Source organism: Streptomyces sp. SA15 (genome assembly GCF_002291145.1).
Lineage (GTDB): Bacteria > Actinomycetota > Actinomycetes > Streptomycetales > Streptomycetaceae > Streptomyces.
In genome coordinates, this window is the sequence record NZ_NTGE01000014.1 from 1 (window position 1) to 13,534 (window position 13,534).

General features: G+C 66.6%; 22 protein-coding genes. 1 reads left to right on the forward strand and 21 read right to left on the reverse strand.

Going from position 1 to position 13,534, the window contains the following annotated elements:
* The coding region (locus tag CLM62_RS01590) for a glycosyltransferase 87 family protein (protein ID WP_373559096.1) at positions 1-566 on the reverse strand (566 nt) is incomplete at its 3' end.
* Between the two features lie 74 nt (positions 567-640).
* Between CLM62_RS01590 and CLM62_RS01595 the strand changes: the two genes are divergently transcribed.
* On the forward strand, positions 641-1,522 hold the full coding sequence (locus CLM62_RS01595) for a hypothetical protein (protein ID WP_095748080.1): 882 nt from the start codon (positions 641-643) through the stop codon (positions 1,520-1,522).
* Positions 1,523-1,541: 19 nt separating this feature from the next.
* Here the strand turns inward: CLM62_RS01595 and truA are convergent, their stop codons facing one another.
* The 20 genes from truA to rplN form a co-directional block, all read right to left on the reverse strand.
* A complete protein-coding gene (gene truA / locus CLM62_RS01600) occupies positions 1,542-2,408 on the reverse strand; it encodes a tRNA pseudouridine(38-40) synthase TruA (protein ID WP_095748081.1) in 867 nt (288 codons plus the stop codon).
* 74 nt (positions 2,409-2,482) lie between these two features.
* Positions 2,483-3,010 carry a 50S ribosomal protein L17 gene (gene rplQ, locus CLM62_RS01605; RefSeq protein WP_095748082.1) on the reverse strand — a complete coding sequence of 176 codons (528 nt, stop codon included), beginning with the start codon at positions 3,008-3,010 and terminating at the stop codon, positions 2,483-2,485.
* A 116-nt stretch (positions 3,011-3,126) separates the two neighbouring features.
* Complete coding sequence (locus tag CLM62_RS01610) at positions 3,127-4,149, reverse strand: DNA-directed RNA polymerase subunit alpha (protein ID WP_003966937.1); 1,023 nt, start codon at positions 4,147-4,149, stop codon at positions 3,127-3,129.
* Positions 4,150-4,293: 144 nt separating this feature from the next.
* Positions 4,294-4,698, reverse strand: a complete 405-nt coding sequence (rpsK, locus tag CLM62_RS01615) for a 30S ribosomal protein S11 (RefSeq protein ID WP_003956432.1) — start codon at positions 4,696-4,698, stop codon at positions 4,294-4,296.
* A gap of 67 nt (positions 4,699-4,765) precedes the next feature.
* Positions 4,766-5,146 (reverse strand): 30S ribosomal protein S13, encoded by a 381-nt coding sequence (gene rpsM / locus CLM62_RS01620; protein WP_016434638.1) that lies wholly within the window; start codon positions 5,144-5,146, stop codon positions 4,766-4,768.
* A gap of 188 nt (positions 5,147-5,334) precedes the next feature.
* Complete coding sequence (gene rpmJ / locus CLM62_RS01625; RefSeq protein WP_003998809.1) at positions 5,335-5,448, reverse strand: 50S ribosomal protein L36; 114 nt, start codon at positions 5,446-5,448, stop codon at positions 5,335-5,337.
* Between the two features lie 60 nt (positions 5,449-5,508).
* The gene (infA, locus tag CLM62_RS01630) at positions 5,509-5,730 is read right to left on the reverse strand and encodes a translation initiation factor IF-1 (protein WP_003948620.1); all 222 of its coding nucleotides are present in this window, start codon (positions 5,728-5,730) and stop codon (positions 5,509-5,511) included.
* A 162-nt stretch (positions 5,731-5,892) separates the two neighbouring features.
* The gene (gene map, locus CLM62_RS01635) at positions 5,893-6,729 is read right to left on the reverse strand and encodes a type I methionyl aminopeptidase (RefSeq protein WP_095748083.1); all 837 of its coding nucleotides are present in this window, start codon (positions 6,727-6,729) and stop codon (positions 5,893-5,895) included.
* A 229-nt stretch (positions 6,730-6,958) separates the two neighbouring features.
* The gene (locus tag CLM62_RS01640; protein ID WP_095748084.1) at positions 6,959-7,615 is read right to left on the reverse strand and encodes an adenylate kinase; all 657 of its coding nucleotides are present in this window, start codon (positions 7,613-7,615) and stop codon (positions 6,959-6,961) included.
* The gene (secY, locus tag CLM62_RS01645; protein ID WP_095748085.1) at positions 7,615-8,928 is read right to left on the reverse strand and encodes a preprotein translocase subunit SecY; all 1,314 of its coding nucleotides are present in this window, start codon (positions 8,926-8,928) and stop codon (positions 7,615-7,617) included. Before secY ends, CLM62_RS01640 begins: the two co-directional genes overlap by 1 nt.
* Positions 8,929-9,161: 233 nt before the next feature.
* A complete protein-coding gene (gene rplO, locus CLM62_RS01650; protein ID WP_095748086.1) occupies positions 9,162-9,617 on the reverse strand; it encodes a 50S ribosomal protein L15 in 456 nt (151 codons plus the stop codon).
* A gap of 2 nt (positions 9,618-9,619) precedes the next feature.
* The gene (rpmD, locus tag CLM62_RS01655) at positions 9,620-9,802 is read right to left on the reverse strand and encodes a 50S ribosomal protein L30 (RefSeq protein WP_095748087.1); all 183 of its coding nucleotides are present in this window, start codon (positions 9,800-9,802) and stop codon (positions 9,620-9,622) included.
* Entirely contained in the window at positions 9,802-10,410 is a 609-nt protein-coding gene (gene rpsE / locus CLM62_RS01660) for a 30S ribosomal protein S5 (RefSeq protein WP_030671799.1), read from the reverse strand. Before rpsE ends, rpmD begins: the two co-directional genes overlap by 1 nt.
* Positions 10,411-10,451: 41 nt before the next feature.
* Positions 10,452-10,835 (reverse strand): 50S ribosomal protein L18, encoded by a 384-nt coding sequence (gene rplR, locus CLM62_RS01665; protein WP_095748088.1) that lies wholly within the window; start codon positions 10,833-10,835, stop codon positions 10,452-10,454.
* Positions 10,836-10,838: 3 nt separating this feature from the next.
* The gene (gene rplF, locus CLM62_RS01670; protein WP_095748089.1) at positions 10,839-11,378 is read right to left on the reverse strand and encodes a 50S ribosomal protein L6; all 540 of its coding nucleotides are present in this window, start codon (positions 11,376-11,378) and stop codon (positions 10,839-10,841) included.
* Between the two features lie 24 nt (positions 11,379-11,402).
* The gene (gene rpsH, locus CLM62_RS01675; RefSeq protein WP_015658459.1) at positions 11,403-11,801 is read right to left on the reverse strand and encodes a 30S ribosomal protein S8; all 399 of its coding nucleotides are present in this window, start codon (positions 11,799-11,801) and stop codon (positions 11,403-11,405) included.
* Between the two features lie 211 nt (positions 11,802-12,012).
* On the reverse strand, positions 12,013-12,198 hold the full coding sequence (locus tag CLM62_RS01685) for a type Z 30S ribosomal protein S14 (protein WP_003956452.1): 186 nt from the start codon (positions 12,196-12,198) through the stop codon (positions 12,013-12,015).
* 5 nt (positions 12,199-12,203) lie between these two features.
* The gene (gene rplE, locus CLM62_RS01690; protein WP_006130773.1) at positions 12,204-12,761 is read right to left on the reverse strand and encodes a 50S ribosomal protein L5; all 558 of its coding nucleotides are present in this window, start codon (positions 12,759-12,761) and stop codon (positions 12,204-12,206) included.
* The gene (rplX, locus tag CLM62_RS01695) at positions 12,761-13,084 is read right to left on the reverse strand and encodes a 50S ribosomal protein L24 (protein WP_095748090.1); all 324 of its coding nucleotides are present in this window, start codon (positions 13,082-13,084) and stop codon (positions 12,761-12,763) included. Before rplX ends, rplE begins: the two co-directional genes overlap by 1 nt.
* A gap of 2 nt (positions 13,085-13,086) precedes the next feature.
* Complete coding sequence (rplN, locus tag CLM62_RS01700; protein ID WP_003998823.1) at positions 13,087-13,455, reverse strand: 50S ribosomal protein L14; 369 nt, start codon at positions 13,453-13,455, stop codon at positions 13,087-13,089.
* Positions 13,456-13,534 lie beyond the last annotated feature (79 nt).

Genomic DNA, 13,534 nt, shown 5'->3' on the forward strand with positions numbered 1-13,534 from the left:
CGTACGAAGCCCTCGTCGCCGTACAGCGGGAACGGCAGGGTGCGGGTGAAGAACCCGGCCGGGTCGGGCATCAGGAGCCCGGAAGCGGCGGACGCGGCCACCGGCACCAGGACCAGCGCCGCCGGCGCCCGCCACCGACGCGCGAACAGGAACAGCAGCGCGAGGGGCGCGAGCAGGGGCTTCAGCGCGACCGCCGCGCCGACGACCGCGCCCGCCGCCACCCACCGGCCCCGGCTCGCCGGCAGCAGGGCGAGCAGCGGCGCCAGGGCCGCCGTGGCCGTCCAGTCGGCGAGCAGAGCCAGATGCGCGAAGGCCGCGAAGTCGGCCGCCAGGCCGGCCAGACACAGAGCGGCGAGATGGAGGAAGTGCGGATCGTCATACGGCGAGCCACCGGCCGGCCAGGTGCGCGCGGCCCACATGACGACCCCGTTGTCCATCCCTCCGTCCGAGGTCAGCCGTGCTGCGCGTGCCGCCGTCGCCCCCAGAACGCCCCCCAGCACCACCCACAGATGCCGGCTCGCCCTTCGTACCAACCACCCGGAGATGTCGCTTTTGCGCTCACTCATCGACCGAACGCTAGGGGTTCCAGAGCTTCTTGAGGCGGACCGGCACACCCCTTGCCCCGTCTAAGATGCGCCCCATGAGCTTTGGGCAGCAGGGGGGACCCCAGTCCCAGTGGGATCCCTGGAAACCGCATTCCCAGCAGCCGTGGTCCAGCGGGGCCGGGGACACCCCGGACTGGGCCGCGCTCGCCGAGGCGTCCGAGACGCGCAACAAGCGCCGCCGGCTGCTGTTCATCGGCGGCGGCGCACTCGCCACGGTCGCGATCGGTACGGCCGTGGCGATGGCCGTGGTGTCGGCGAACAGCAGCGACGAGGCGTCGAACAAACCGTCCTCCGTGCCCGCAGGCGGGGACATCCCGAGCCCCACCGCGACCGGGGCGCCGTCCTTCGCGCCGACCAGCGCCCCGCCCCCGCTGGACCCGAAGGACTTCGTCTCCAGCAAGAGCAAGGACAAGGCCCCGCTCGCCCCGGGCATCCTCTTCCCGGGCACGCAGCTGACCATGGGCTCGACGGTGTACAAGAAGGGCCCGACGGCCGACACGAAGAGCTGCGCGGCGGGCGCGAAGGGCACTCTCCCGAAGGTCCTCACCGACAACGACTGCACCCGTCTGATGCGCGTCACCTACACCAAGGACGGCATCGCGGTCACGGTGGGCGTGGCGGTCTTCGACACCGCGGCGCAGGCCACCAAGGCCAAGACGAGCGCCGACGACAAGAGCATCGTCGCGGCGCTGTCCGGGGACGGCGTCAAGGCCTTCTGCAACTCCGCGGTCTGCCGCACGACGACCAACTCCTACGGCCGCTACGCCTACTTCACCATCGCCGGCCTCACCAACGGCAAGGACGTGACGACGAAGGACACCGCCGTCTTCACCACCGGCGACGACCTGGCCGAGTTCGCCTTCCGCCAGATCCGCCGCCGGGGCGAGGCACAGGCCTCGGCAGCGGCGAACGAGTAGCACGCGGCCGGGGGCCGGTTCAGCAGCACCCGGCTGCTCGACCGGCCCCGGGCAGCGACCGCTTGTTCCGCGCCTCCTTGTTCCGCGCGGCCAGCAACTCGTCCGCCGGGTACCCGACCTCCTCCAGCGTCAGCCCGTGCGGCCGTACGACATGCACGGCCGAATCCCGTACGCCGGCCGCGAGCACCTTGCCCGGCCAGTCCGGCCCGCGATGCCCGTCCCCCACGAACAGCAGCGCCCCGATGAGCGAGCGCACCATGTTGTGGCAGAAGGCGTCGGCCTGGACGGTGGCGGTGATGATCCCGTCGGCGCCCTTACGGAGACTCAGCTCCTGGAGCGTACGAATGGTGGTCGCGCCCTCCCGCCGCTTGCAGTAGGCGGCGAAGTCGTGCTCGCCCAGGAGCCTTTGAGCCGCCTCGTTCATGGCGTCGACGTCCAGGGGCCAGTCGTGCCAGAGGACGTGATTCCGCAGCAGCGGGTCCACTCCCCCGGGGTTGTCGGTGACGCGGTAGGCATAACGCCGCCAGACGGCCGAGAAACGGGCGTTGAAGCCACTGGGCGCCTCCCTGAGGGCCCACACCCGTACGTCCCTGGGCAGGCGCCCGGCGAGCCGCTTGAGCAGCTTCCCGTGGTGCTCGGCCCAGACCTCGCGCGGCAGATCCACATGGGCGACCTGCCCCCGGGCGTGCACACCGGCGTCGGTACGCCCGGCCACGGTCAGCTCGTAGGTCTCCCTGGACCGCGTGACCGTACGCAGAGCGTCCTCGATCTCCCCCTGTACGGTCCGCCGCCCCCCGGCCTGCTTGGCCCACCCGGAGAACTCGGTCCCGTCGTACGAGAGGTCCAACCGCACCCGCACGAACCCGGGCTGTACTTCGTCACTCACCCCTAGATCCTCTCAGCAACGCAGAAGCGGGCCCGCCCCGCAGGGGCGGACCCGCTCAACGCAGGGCGTCAGCCTCAGGCGTCCTTCGACTCCTCGGCCGGAGCCTCGGCCTCAGCCTCGTCGGCCTTGGTCACGTCGACCTTGGTCTCCTCGGCCTTCGCCTCGTCGGCCTTCGCCTCGTCGGCTTCCTTGACCGCACGCTTGGTGGCGGCCTCGGCCTCACCGGTCGCCTGCTGCGCGACCGTCAGCGCCTCGACCAGCTCGATGACGGCCATGGGCGCGTTGTCGCCACGGCGGTTACCGATCTTGGTGATGCGGGTGTAGCCACCCGGGCGGTTCTCGTAGCGCGGGCCGATCTCGGTGAAGAGCGTGTGGACGACGCTCTTGTCCGTGATCACCTGGAGCACCTGACGGCGGTTGTGAAGGTCGCCCTTCTTCGCCTTGGTGACCAGACGCTCGGCGTACGGCCGCAGGCGGCGGGCCTTCGCCTCGGTGGTGGTGATACGGCCGTGCTCGAACAGCGCCTTCGCGAGGTTCGCGAGCAGCAGCTTCTCGTGCGCGGCGCCGCCGCCCAGACGGGCACCCTTGGCGGGCTTCGGCATGATGTTTCTCCTAGGTGTCTGCCCCGGCCGTATCAGGTACCGGGGTCAGTATCCGAGCAGGCGGTCGCCTGTCGGAGATCCGGGGGCCTCTGCGAGACCCCCGGAAGTGGTACCGATCAGTACTGCTCGGTCTCCACGAAACCCGCATCCGCGTCGTCGTCCGCGCCGAACGCGTCCGCCGCAGCCGTGGGGTCGAATCCAGGCGGGCTGTCCTTGAGCGCCAGGCCCATACCCGCCAGCTTCGCCTTGACCTCGTCGATGGACTTCGCACCGAAGTTACGGATGTCCAGCAGGTCCGCCTCGGAACGAGCCACGAGCTCACCCACGGAGTGGATGCCCTCACGCTTGAGGCAGTTGTACGACCGAACGGTGAGCTCCAGCTCCTCGATCGGCAGCGCCAGATCGGCGGCCAGGGCGGCGTCCGTCGGGGACGGACCCATGTCGATGCCCTCGGCGTCGATGTTGAGCTCACGGGCCAGCCCGAACAGCTCGACCAGGGTCTTACCGGCAGACGCCATCGCGTCGCGCGGACGCATCGCCTGCTTGGTCTCGACGTCGACGATCAGCTTGTCGAAGTCGGTGCGCTGCTCGACACGGGTCGCCTCGACCTTGTACGTGACCTTCAGAACCGGCGAGTAGATCGAGTCGACCGGGATACGACCGATCTCCTGACCGACCTGCTTGTTCTGCACGGCGGAGACGTACCCACGGCCACGCTCGACCGTCAGCTCCATCTCCAGCTTGCCCTTGCCGTTGAGCGTGGCGAGGACGAGGTCGGGGTTGTGCACCTCGACACCGGCCGGGGGCGCGATGTCGGCGGCGGTGACGAGACCCGGGCCCTGCTTGCGCAGGTACATCACGACCGGCTCGTCGTGCTCCGAGGAGACGACCAGCTGCTTGATGTTGAGGATCAGGTCGGTGACGTCCTCCTTGACGCCCGGCACGGTGGTGAACTCGTGCAGGACACCGTCGATCCGGATGCTGGTGACAGCCGCACCGGGGATCGACGACAGGAGGGTCCGACGCAGGGAGTTGCCGAGGGTGTAGCCGAAGCCCGGCTCCAGCGGCTCGATCACGAACCGGGAGCGGAATTCGTCGACGACCTCTTCGGTCAACGAGGGACGCTGAGCGATCAGCATGTGTGGATCAGATCCTTCTTTCGTGGACGCCCGCTATTTGACGTCCGACGGAAACCGCACCCGTGAAAAGTGCGGGTACTGCAAGGGTACGGGCGGCACCGCTCCGAAGAGCCGTACCGCCCGAACCCTCAAGACAACCGAGCCTCAGACGCGGCGGCGCTTGGGCGGACGGCAGCCGTTGTGCGGGGTCGGGGTGACGTCCTGGATGGAGCCGACCTCGAGACCGGTCGCCTGAAGCGAACGGATGGCCGTCTCACGACCCGAACCCGGGCCCTTCACGAAGACGTCGACCTTGCGCATGCCGTGCTCCTGCGCGCGGCGGGCGGCCGACTCGGCGGCCATCTGCGCGGCGAAGGGGGTGGACTTGCGCGAGCCCTTGAAGCCGACGTGGCCGGCGGAGGCCCAGGAGATCACGTTGCCCGAGGGGTCGGTGATCGAGACGATGGTGTTGTTGAACGTGCTCTTGATGTGCGCGTGCCCGTGAGCGACGTTCTTCTTTTCCTTGCGGCGCACCTTCTTGGCAGCGCCCTGACGACCCTTGGGGGGCATCTATAACTCCTACGGGAGGTGGTCGGTCCTACAGCGAAGACCGCTGGACGGCGAAGTCCGCTGAGGACTACTTCTTGCCCGGCTTCTTCTTACCGGCGATGGCGCGACGCGGGCCCTTGCGGGTGCGGGCGTTGGTGCTGGTGCGCTGACCGCGGACGGGCAGACCGCGGCGGTGACGCAGACCCTGGTAGCAGCCGATCTCGACCTTGCGGCGGATGTCGGCCTGGATCTCGCGACGGAGGTCACCCTCGGTCTTGATGTTGTTGTCGACGTACTCGCGGATCGCGACGAGCTGCTCCTCGGAGAGGTCGCGAACACGGGTGTTCGGGTCCACGCCGGTCTCAGCCAGCGTCTGCTGCGAGAGGGTCCGGCCGATGCCGAACACGTAGGTGAGCGCGACTTCCACGCGCTTTTCGCGCGGGATGTCAACACCGGAAACGCGTGCCATTCAATGGCTCCAGTTGATCTTCGGAGGTCTTCCACAGAACCGACTCCCAGCCGCCGTACGAGGTACGAATGGGTCCCCGGCCTCCGAACCGGGGGTATCAGGCGCCTGAGCGCGCCCGGGTCCTGCGTATGAACATATTCAGCTCGCGTCGCGCGAAGTTCTGCGAATAGCAGAGGGTGGGTCGTGCGTCAGCCCTGGCGCTGCTTGTGGCGCGGGTTCTCGCAGATGACCATGACCCGGCCGTGACGGCGGATCACCCTGCACTTGTCGCAGATCTTCTTGACGCTCGGCTTGACCTTCATGGGGTGAGGTTCTCCGGGTCAGTTGCCGGCGGCCCCGCTCGCGCGGGACGTGGGCAAGATCTACTTGTACCGGTAGACGATCCGGCCACGCGTCAGGTCGTACGGAGACAGCTCCACCACGACCCGGTCGTCAGGGAGGATGCGGATGTAGTGCATACGCATCTTGCCGCTGATGTGTGCCAGGACCTGGTGGCCGTTCTGGAGCTCCACCTTGAACATGGCGTTCGGGAGAGACTCGACGACAGTGCCTTCGATCTCGATGGCACCTTGCTTCTTGGCCACGCTTCGCCCTTCGAATCGACTACCTTGATCGACTCGTGTGTCCCACTTGCACATCCCCTGCGGGGACATGCGGACATGCGGGTGCACGAGAGCCGACGAGTCAGTCTACGTCAGGCCTCTCGGAAAGACGAATCGAGAGAGTCTGCCCCACGCTGGAGATCATTAAGCGAGAGGATCCGGCGCGGCCACAACCCCGTGCTCCGCCAGCTTCGCCCTGCCCCCGTCCGGCGCCGTCAGCACCAGCGGTCCCTCCTCCGTCAGCGCGACCGAGTGCTCCCAGTGCGAGGACCACGTGCCGTCCGTCGTGATGACCGTCCAGTCATCCGAGAGGACCTCGGTCTTCGGGGTACCCAGGGAGACCATCGGCTCGATGGCGAGGCAGAAGCCGGGGACCAGCTTGGGACCCTTGCCGCGGCGGCGGTCTACGTAGTTCAGCAGGTGCGGGTCCATGTGCATCTCGGTGCCGATGCCGTGGCCGCCGTAGTCCTCGATGATGCCGTAGCGACCGCCGCCGGGCTTCGGCTGGCGGCGGATGTACGTCTCGATGGCCCGGGAGACATCGACCAGCCGGTTGCCCTGCTTCATGGCCGCGATACCGGCCCACATCGACTCCTCGGTGACCCGGGAGAGCTCGACCAGCTCCGGGGCGTGACCGGAGCCGACGAAGGCCGTGTAGGCCGCGTCGCCGTGCCAGCCGTCGATGATCGCGCCGCAGTCGATGGAGATGATGTCCCCGTCCCTGAGGACGACCTCGTCGGACGGGATTCCGTGCACGACGACCTCGTTCACCGAGGTGCAGATGGTCGCGGGGAAGCCGCCGTAGCCCAGGAAGTTCGGCTTGGCGTCGTGCTCCGCGAGCACCTTGCGCGCCACCTGGTCCAGATCCTTGGTCGTGGCCCCGGGCACCGCGGCCTCACGCGTCGCCGCGTGAATGGCGGCGACGACCAGCCCCGCCTCACGCATCTTGGCGATCTGCTCGGGGGTCTTGATCTCCACCATGAAAGGTTGCGCCTCCTGGCCCTGGTATCGCGGCACTCCAGGATACGCGTACGCACAGACGTGCGCCGAAGCGGCGGAGGCGTCACGTTGAACGCGACAACACACGGGAAGAGCCTGTGAAGAAGCCCCCGTCGTCCGGGTGGACGAGGGGGCTTCTTCACAGGCTCTCAGAGAGCGTGCGATGTGGCCGCTGCGATCTGGGCCGTGCGGGGGTGCTGCGGAGGCCTGCTCAATCCTCCAGCTGGGGCAGAGCCTCCATGGCCCGCCGCGTGACCTCTTCCACCTTGCCCAGCGCGGAGATGGTCACGACCAGCCCCTGCGCCTTGTAGTAGTCGATGATCGGCTCGGTCTGCGTGTGGTAGACCTCCAGCCGCTTGCGCACGGTCTCTTCGGAGTCGTCGTCCCGCTGGTACAGCTCCCCGCCGCAGACGTCACAGACGCCTTCCTTCGCCGCTGGCTTGTACGACACGTGGAACACGTGCGCCGAGTCGTTACGGCAGATGCGGCGGCCGGCGATCCGCTTGACGACCTCTTCCTCGGGGACCTCCAGGTCCAGCACCGCGTCCAGCTTCATGCTCTCGGACTGCAGCATCTCGTCCAGCGCCTCGGCCTGCGAGACATTGCGCGGGAAGCCGTCGAGGAGAAAGCCGTTCTCAGCGTCCGGCTTCTCCATGCGGTCCTTGGCCATGGCGATCGTGACCTCGTCCGGCACCAGGTTTCCCGCGTCCATGTAGGACTTCGCCAGTTTGCCGAGCTCCGTCTGCTGGCTGATGTTCGCGCGGAACAGGTCGCCCGTGGAGATGTGCGGGATCGACAGGTTGTTGGCGAGGTACGCGGCCTGCGTGCCCTTGCCCGCACCCGGCGGTCCGACGAGGACGATTCGCATCAGCGGAGGAACCCTTCGTAATTGCGCTGCTGAAGCTGGCTCTCGATCTGCTTCACCGTTTCGAGGCCGACACCCACGATGATCAGGATGCTGGTCCCGCCGAACGGGAAGTTCTGGTTCGCATCGAAACCAGCCAACGCCATTGTCGGGACGAGAGCGATCAGACCCAGATACAGCGAACCCGGCCAGGTGATCCGATTGAGTACGTAGCTCAGATACTCAGCGGTTGGCCGGCCAGCCCGGATGCCCGGGATGAAGCCACCATACTTCTTCATGTTGTCGGCGACTTCCTCGGGGTTGAACGAGATCGCCACGTAGAAGAAGGCAAAGAAGATGATCAGGAAGAAGTAGAGGATGATGTGCGGCGTAGCGTCCGGCCTCGCGAGGTTCTGTTCGATCCAGGTCTTCCAGCCGGAACTTCCACCGGTGAACTGCGCGATCAATGCCGGGATGTAGAGCAGCGACGAGGCAAAGATCACAGGGATGATGCCCGCCTGGTTGACCTTCAGCGGAATGTACGTCGACGTGCCGCCGTAGGACCGGCGGCCGATCATGCGCTTCGCGTACTGGACCGGAATACGGCGCTGAGCCTGCTCGACGAAGACCACCAGGCCGATCATGACGAGGCCGACGGCGATCACGATGCCGAACTCGATCCAGCCGTCCGCGAGGTTGCCCTGCGACTTGATGGCCCACAGCGCGGACGGGAAAGTGGCGGCGATCGAGATGAACATCAGGATCGACATGCCGTTGCCGATGCCGCGGTCGGTGATGAGCTCACCGAGCCACATGACGACGGCCGTACCGGCCGTCATGCTGATGACCATCGTGATGGTGACGAAGATCGACTGGTCGGGCACGATCTCACTGGCGACCGGGCAGCCCTGGAACAGCGCGCCGCTGCGGGCGGTGGCCACGAGGCCGGTGCCCTGGAGGATGGCCAGGGCCACCGTCAGGTAACGGGTGTACTGCGTGATCTTCGCCGTACCGGCCTGGCCCTCCTTCTTGAGGGCTTCGAGGCGCGGGATCACCACGGTCAGCAGCTGCAGGATGATGCTCGCCGTGATGTACGGCATGATGCCCAGCGCGAACACCGTGATCTGGAGCAGCGCGCCGCCGCTCAACATGTTGATCAGGCCGAACACGCCCTGGTTCGCCTGGGCCGCATCGACACAGGTCTGAACGTTCCGGTAGTCGACGCCCGGGATCGGTACATGCGTGCCTACTCGGTAGACCACGATGATGCCGAGCGTGAAGAGCAGCTTCTTGCGCAGGTCGGGCGTCTTGAACGCCCGGGCGAACGCGGTGAGCACGGTGCCTCCTGCGACCCCCGCGCTACTGCGTCAAGGGTGACGGTCTTGAGGTTCGACGAATACGTAACGGTCAACTGCCGCTTCGAGTGCCCCGTTAAGAGCCCCCTGTGAAAGTTGGCAGTGCAGGCCACCTTACCCGCGAGACTGCCACCCTTGGAACGACCAACCGGGGATACCCCATTTGTGGGGCATCCCCGGTGGGATCATTCAAGTCATCGACACGCCTGTGGTTTTCAGACGAGCTCGGTGACAGTACCGCCGGCAGCGGTGATCTTCTCCTTGGCGGAGCCGGAGACGGCATCGACCGTCACCTGCAGCGCCACGGAGATCTCGCCCTGGCCGAGGACCTTGACGAGGCTGTTCTTGCGAACGGCACCCTTGGCCACCAGCGACTCGACGGTGACCTCGCCACCCTCGGGGTAGAGCGCGGCCAGCTTGTCGAGGTTCACGACCTGGTACTCGGTCTTGAACGGGTTCTTGAAGCCCTTCAGCTTCGGGAGGCGCATGTGCAGCGGCATCTGGCCACCCTCGAAGCGCTCCGGAACCTGGTAGCGGGCCTTGGTGCCCTTGGTACCACGACCGGCCGTCTTACCCTTCGACGCCTCACCACGACCGACACGGGTCTTGGCGGTCTTGGCGCCCGGGGCGGGACGGAGGTTGTGGATCTTGAGCGGGTTCTGCTCCGCCATGATCAGTCGACCTCCTCGACCGTCACGAGGTGGCGGACGGTGTGCACCATGCCGCGGAACTCGGGGCGGTCCTCCTTGACGACCACGGTGTTGATCCCCTTGAGACCAAGCGACCGCAGGGTGTCACGGTGGTTCTGCTTGCTGCCGATGTACGACTTCGTCTGCGTGATCTTGAGCTGAGCCATTACGCAGCACCAGCCCCGGCACGCGCACGCAGCAGAGCCGCGGGAGCGACGTCCTCGAGCGGCAGACCACGGCGAGCCGCGATCTCCTCGGGACGCTGCAGACCCTTCAGGGCCTCCACGGTCGCGTGCACGATGTTGATCGCGTTGGACGAGCCGAGCGACTTCGACAGCACGTCGTGAATACCGGCGCACTCGAGCACGGCGCGCACCGGACCACCGGCGATAACACCGGTACCCGGGGACGCGGGCTTGAGCAGCACGACGCCGGCAGCCTTCTCACCCGTGATCGGGTGCGGGATGGTGCCCTGGATCCGGGGGACCTTGAAGAAGTGCTTCTTGGCCTCCTCAACGCCCTTGGCGATGGCGGCCGGCACCTCCTTGGCCTTGCCGTATCCGACACCCACGGTGCCGTCACCGTCGCCCACCACGACCAGCGCGGTGAAGCTGAAGCGACGACCACCCTTCACAACCTTGGCGACACGGTTGATCGCGACAACGCGCTCAACGTAAGCGGTCTTCTCGGCGGCAGCTGCGCCGCCGTCACGGCCCTTCCGGTCCCGCCGCTCGCCGCCACCGGCACCGCCACCGCGGCGCTGGGGTCCAGCCATTGGAATTACCTCTCTCTGTTTCCGCTAGCTCCGGAACCGACTCAGAACTTCAGGCCGGCTTCGCGGGCGGCGTCCGCCAGGGCAGCGATGCGCCCGGCGTACTGGTTGCCACCACGGTCGAATACGACAGCCTCGACGCCGGCGGCCTTGGCGCGCTCGGCGACCAGGGCGCCGACCTGCTTGGCCTGCGCCGACTTGTCGCCCTCGGCACCGCGGATCGAGGTGTCCAGGGTGGACGCGGACGCAAGGGTGTGACCCTTGAGGTCGTCGATCACCTGGGCCACGATGTGGCGGTTCGAGCGGGTAACGACCAGACGGGGACGCTCCGCCGTACCGTTGATCCGCTTGCGGATCCGGATGTGACGGCGCTTGATCGCGGCGCGCTTGTAGGCGTCGCCCTTGAGGATCTTCTGTCCGTATGCCATGGCTTACTTACCCGCCTTTCCGACCTTGCGGCGGATGACTTCGCCCTCGTACTTGACGCCCTTGGCCTTGTACGGGTCGGGCTTGCGCAGCTTGCGGATGTTGGCCGCAACCTCGCCGACCTTCTGCTTGTCGATGCCCTCGACCTGGAAGCGGGTCGGGGTCTCCACCTTGAAGGTGATTCCCTCGGGCGCCTCGACGGTGATCGGGTGGCTGTAGCCGAGCGCGAACTCAAGGTTCGAACCCTTGGCCTGCACGCGGTAACCGACACCGCTGATCTCGAGCTTCTTCACGTAACCCTGGGTCACGCCGGTGATCATGTTCGCCACCAGCGTGCGGGACAGGCCGTGCAGGGCCTTGTTCTGACGCTCGTCGTTGGGCCGGGTGACGTTCAGGACGCCGTCCTCGGCCTTGACGATCTCGATCGGCGCGGCGACGGTGTGGGTCAGCGAGCCCTTGGGGCCCTTGACCGAGACCGTACGGCCGTCGATGGTGACGTCCACGCCGGCGGGAACCGTGATGGGGAGCTTGCCAATGCGCGACATAGCTGTTTCCTCCGTTCCCTTCCGCTACCAGACGTAGGCGAGGACTTCCCCACCCACGCCCTTCTTGCCGGCCTGCTTGTCGGTGAGGAGCCCGTGCGACGTGGAGATGATCGCCACGCCCAGGCCGCCGAGCACCTTCGGCAGGTTGGTGGACTTCGCGTACACCCGGAGACCGGGCTTGGAGATCCGCTTGATGCCCGCGATGGAGCGCTCACGGTTGGGGCCGAACTTCAGCTCCAGGACGAGGTTCTTGCCGACCTCGGCGTCCTCGACCTTCCAGCCCGTGATGAAGCCCTCCTGCTGGAGGATCTCCGCGATGTGAGACTTGATCTTCGAGTGCGGCATCGCCACGGTGTCGTGGTACGCCGAGTTCGCGTTCCGCAGACGCGTAAGCATGTCTGCGATCGGATCAGTCATGGTCATGAATTGGCCTTCGGCCTCTCTCGCCGGGGTTTCCTGGTGCGCCATCCCTCTCCCCGATCCGAGACGGGACGGGTGCGGCGCGGTGGACCTACGGCGTAGTAAGTCGTATGGGCGTCAGGCGCCCAACCCCCCAAGCCTAAGCCATGGAAGGGTGGGCACCTGACCGAGCCCTTTACTTACCGAGAGCCTCTGGAATCCCTGATTGGGGGGATTACCAGGAGCTCTTGGTCACGCCCGGCAGCTCGCCACGGTGAGCCATCTCACGAAGGCACACGCGGCACAGGCCGAACTTGCGGTAGACGGAGTGCGGACGACCGCAGCGCTGGCAGCGGGTGTACGCACGCACACCGAACTTGGGCTTACGAGCAGCCTTGGCAATGAGAGCCTTCTTCGCCATCTCGCTTACGCCTCCTTGAAGGGGAAGCCGAGGTGACGCAGAAGGGCACGGCCCTCTTCGTCGTTGGTCGCCGTGGTGACCACGGTGATGTCCATACCCCGGACGCGGTCGATCTTGTCCTGGTCGATCTCGTGGAACATGACCTGCTCCGTGAGACCGAAGGTGTAGTTGCCACGGCCGTCGAACTGCTTGGGGGACAGGCCGCGGAAGTCGCGGATGCGCGGCAGCGCGAGCGACAGGGTGCGGTCCAGGAACTCCCACATGCGGTCGCCACGGAGCGTGACGTGGGCACCGATCGGCTGACCCTCACGCAGCTTGAACTGCGCGATGGACTTGCGGGCCTTGGTGACGGCCGGCTTCTGACCGGTGATCGTGGTGAGGTCGCGGATGGCGCCCTCGATCAGCTTGGAGTCGCGGGCGGCGTCGCCCACACCCATGTTGACCACGATCTTGACGAGGCCGGGAACCTGCATGACGTTCTCGTAGGAGAACTGCTCACGCAGCTTGCCCGCGATCTCCTCGCGGTACTTCGTCTTCAGACGCGGAGTGGTGGTGGTCGTCATCAGATGTCCTCACCCGTCCGCTTGGCAACGCGGATCTTGTTGCCCTCTTCGTCGAAGCGGTAACCGACGCGGGTCACGACCTTGTTGCCGTCCTTCTCCACCACGAGCTGAACGTTGCTCACGTGGATGGGGGCCTCGGTGGTGATGATGCCGCCGGCCTGCGAACCGCGAGCCGTGGGACCGGCCTTGGTGTGCTTCTTGACCCGGTTGACACCCTCGACCAGGACGCGCTCCTCGCGCGGGAAAGCGGCAATGACCTTGCCCTGCTTGCCCTTGTCCTTGCCGGTGATGACCTGGACCAGGTCGCCCTTCTTGATCTTCATGCTTACAGCACCTCCGGCGCGAGCGAGATGATCTTCATGAACTTCTTCTCGCGCAGCTCACGGCCGACGGGGCCGAAGATACGGGTGCCGCGAGGGTCGCCGTCGTTCTTCAGAATGACGGCGGCGTTCTCGTCGAAGCGGATGTACGAGCCGTCCGGACGGCGGCGCTCCTTGACGGTGCGAACGATGACCGCCTTGACGACGTCACCCTTCTTCACGTTGCCACCGGGGATCGCGTCCTTGACGGTGGCGACGATGACGTCACCGATGCCCGCGTAGCGGCGACCGGAGCCACCGAGCACACGGATGCAAAGGATCTCCTTCGCCCCCGTGTTGTCGGCGACGCGCAGTCGCGACTCCTGCTGGATCACGTCTATCTCCTGTTTGTCTGCCGGTTCCCTCCGGGGGTTGGGCCGGAGAGCCTGGCGGAACCGCCCTGCGAGTTACTCC

Bases quoted from the DNA above. Each gene is read 5' to 3' on its own strand.
- CLM62_RS01685 (WP_003956452.1), bottom strand. From the start codon at position 12,198: ATGGCGAAGAAGGCTCTCATTGCCAAGGCTGCTCGTAAGCCCAAGTTC.
- rpsK (WP_003956432.1), bottom strand. From the start codon at position 4,698: ATGCCCCCCAAGGGTCGTCAGGGCGCTGCCAAGAAGGTGCGCCGCAAG.
- rplO (WP_095748086.1), bottom strand. From the start codon at position 9,617: ATGGCGGAGCAGAACCCGCTCAAGATCCACAACCTCCGTCCCGCCCCG.
- CLM62_RS01640 (WP_095748084.1), bottom strand. From the start codon at position 7,615: ATGCGAATCGTCCTCGTCGGACCGCCGGGTGCGGGCAAGGGCACGCAG.
- CLM62_RS01595 (WP_095748080.1), top strand. From the start codon at position 641: ATGAGCTTTGGGCAGCAGGGGGGACCCCAGTCCCAGTGGGATCCCTGG.
- rplX (WP_095748090.1), bottom strand. From the start codon at position 13,084: ATGAAGATCAAGAAGGGCGACCTGGTCCAGGTCATCACCGGCAAGGAC.
- rplE (WP_006130773.1), bottom strand. From the start codon at position 12,761: ATGACGACCACCACCACTCCGCGTCTGAAGACGAAGTACCGCGAGGAG.
- rplQ (WP_095748082.1), bottom strand. From the start codon at position 3,010: ATGCCGAAGCCCGCCAAGGGTGCCCGTCTGGGCGGCGGCGCCGCGCAC.
- rplR (WP_095748088.1), bottom strand. From the start codon at position 10,835: ATGGCATACGGACAGAAGATCCTCAAGGGCGACGCCTACAAGCGCGCC.
- rpmJ (WP_003998809.1), bottom strand. From the start codon at position 5,448: ATGAAGGTCAAGCCGAGCGTCAAGAAGATCTGCGACAAGTGCAGGGTG.
- rplF (WP_095748089.1), bottom strand. From the start codon at position 11,378: ATGTCGCGCATTGGCAAGCTCCCCATCACGGTTCCCGCCGGCGTGGAC.
- rpsE (WP_030671799.1), bottom strand. From the start codon at position 10,410: ATGGCTGGACCCCAGCGCCGCGGTGGCGGTGCCGGTGGCGGCGAGCGG.
- rpsM (WP_016434638.1), bottom strand. From the start codon at position 5,146: ATGGCACGCGTTTCCGGTGTTGACATCCCGCGCGAAAAGCGCGTGGAA.
- CLM62_RS01610 (WP_003966937.1), bottom strand. From the start codon at position 4,149: ATGCTGATCGCTCAGCGTCCCTCGTTGACCGAAGAGGTCGTCGACGAA.
- rpmD (WP_095748087.1), bottom strand. From the start codon at position 9,802: ATGGCTCAGCTCAAGATCACGCAGACGAAGTCGTACATCGGCAGCAAG.
- rpsH (WP_015658459.1), bottom strand. From the start codon at position 11,801: ATGACCATGACTGATCCGATCGCAGACATGCTTACGCGTCTGCGGAAC.
- map (WP_095748083.1), bottom strand. From the start codon at position 6,729: ATGGTGGAGATCAAGACCCCCGAGCAGATCGCCAAGATGCGTGAGGCG.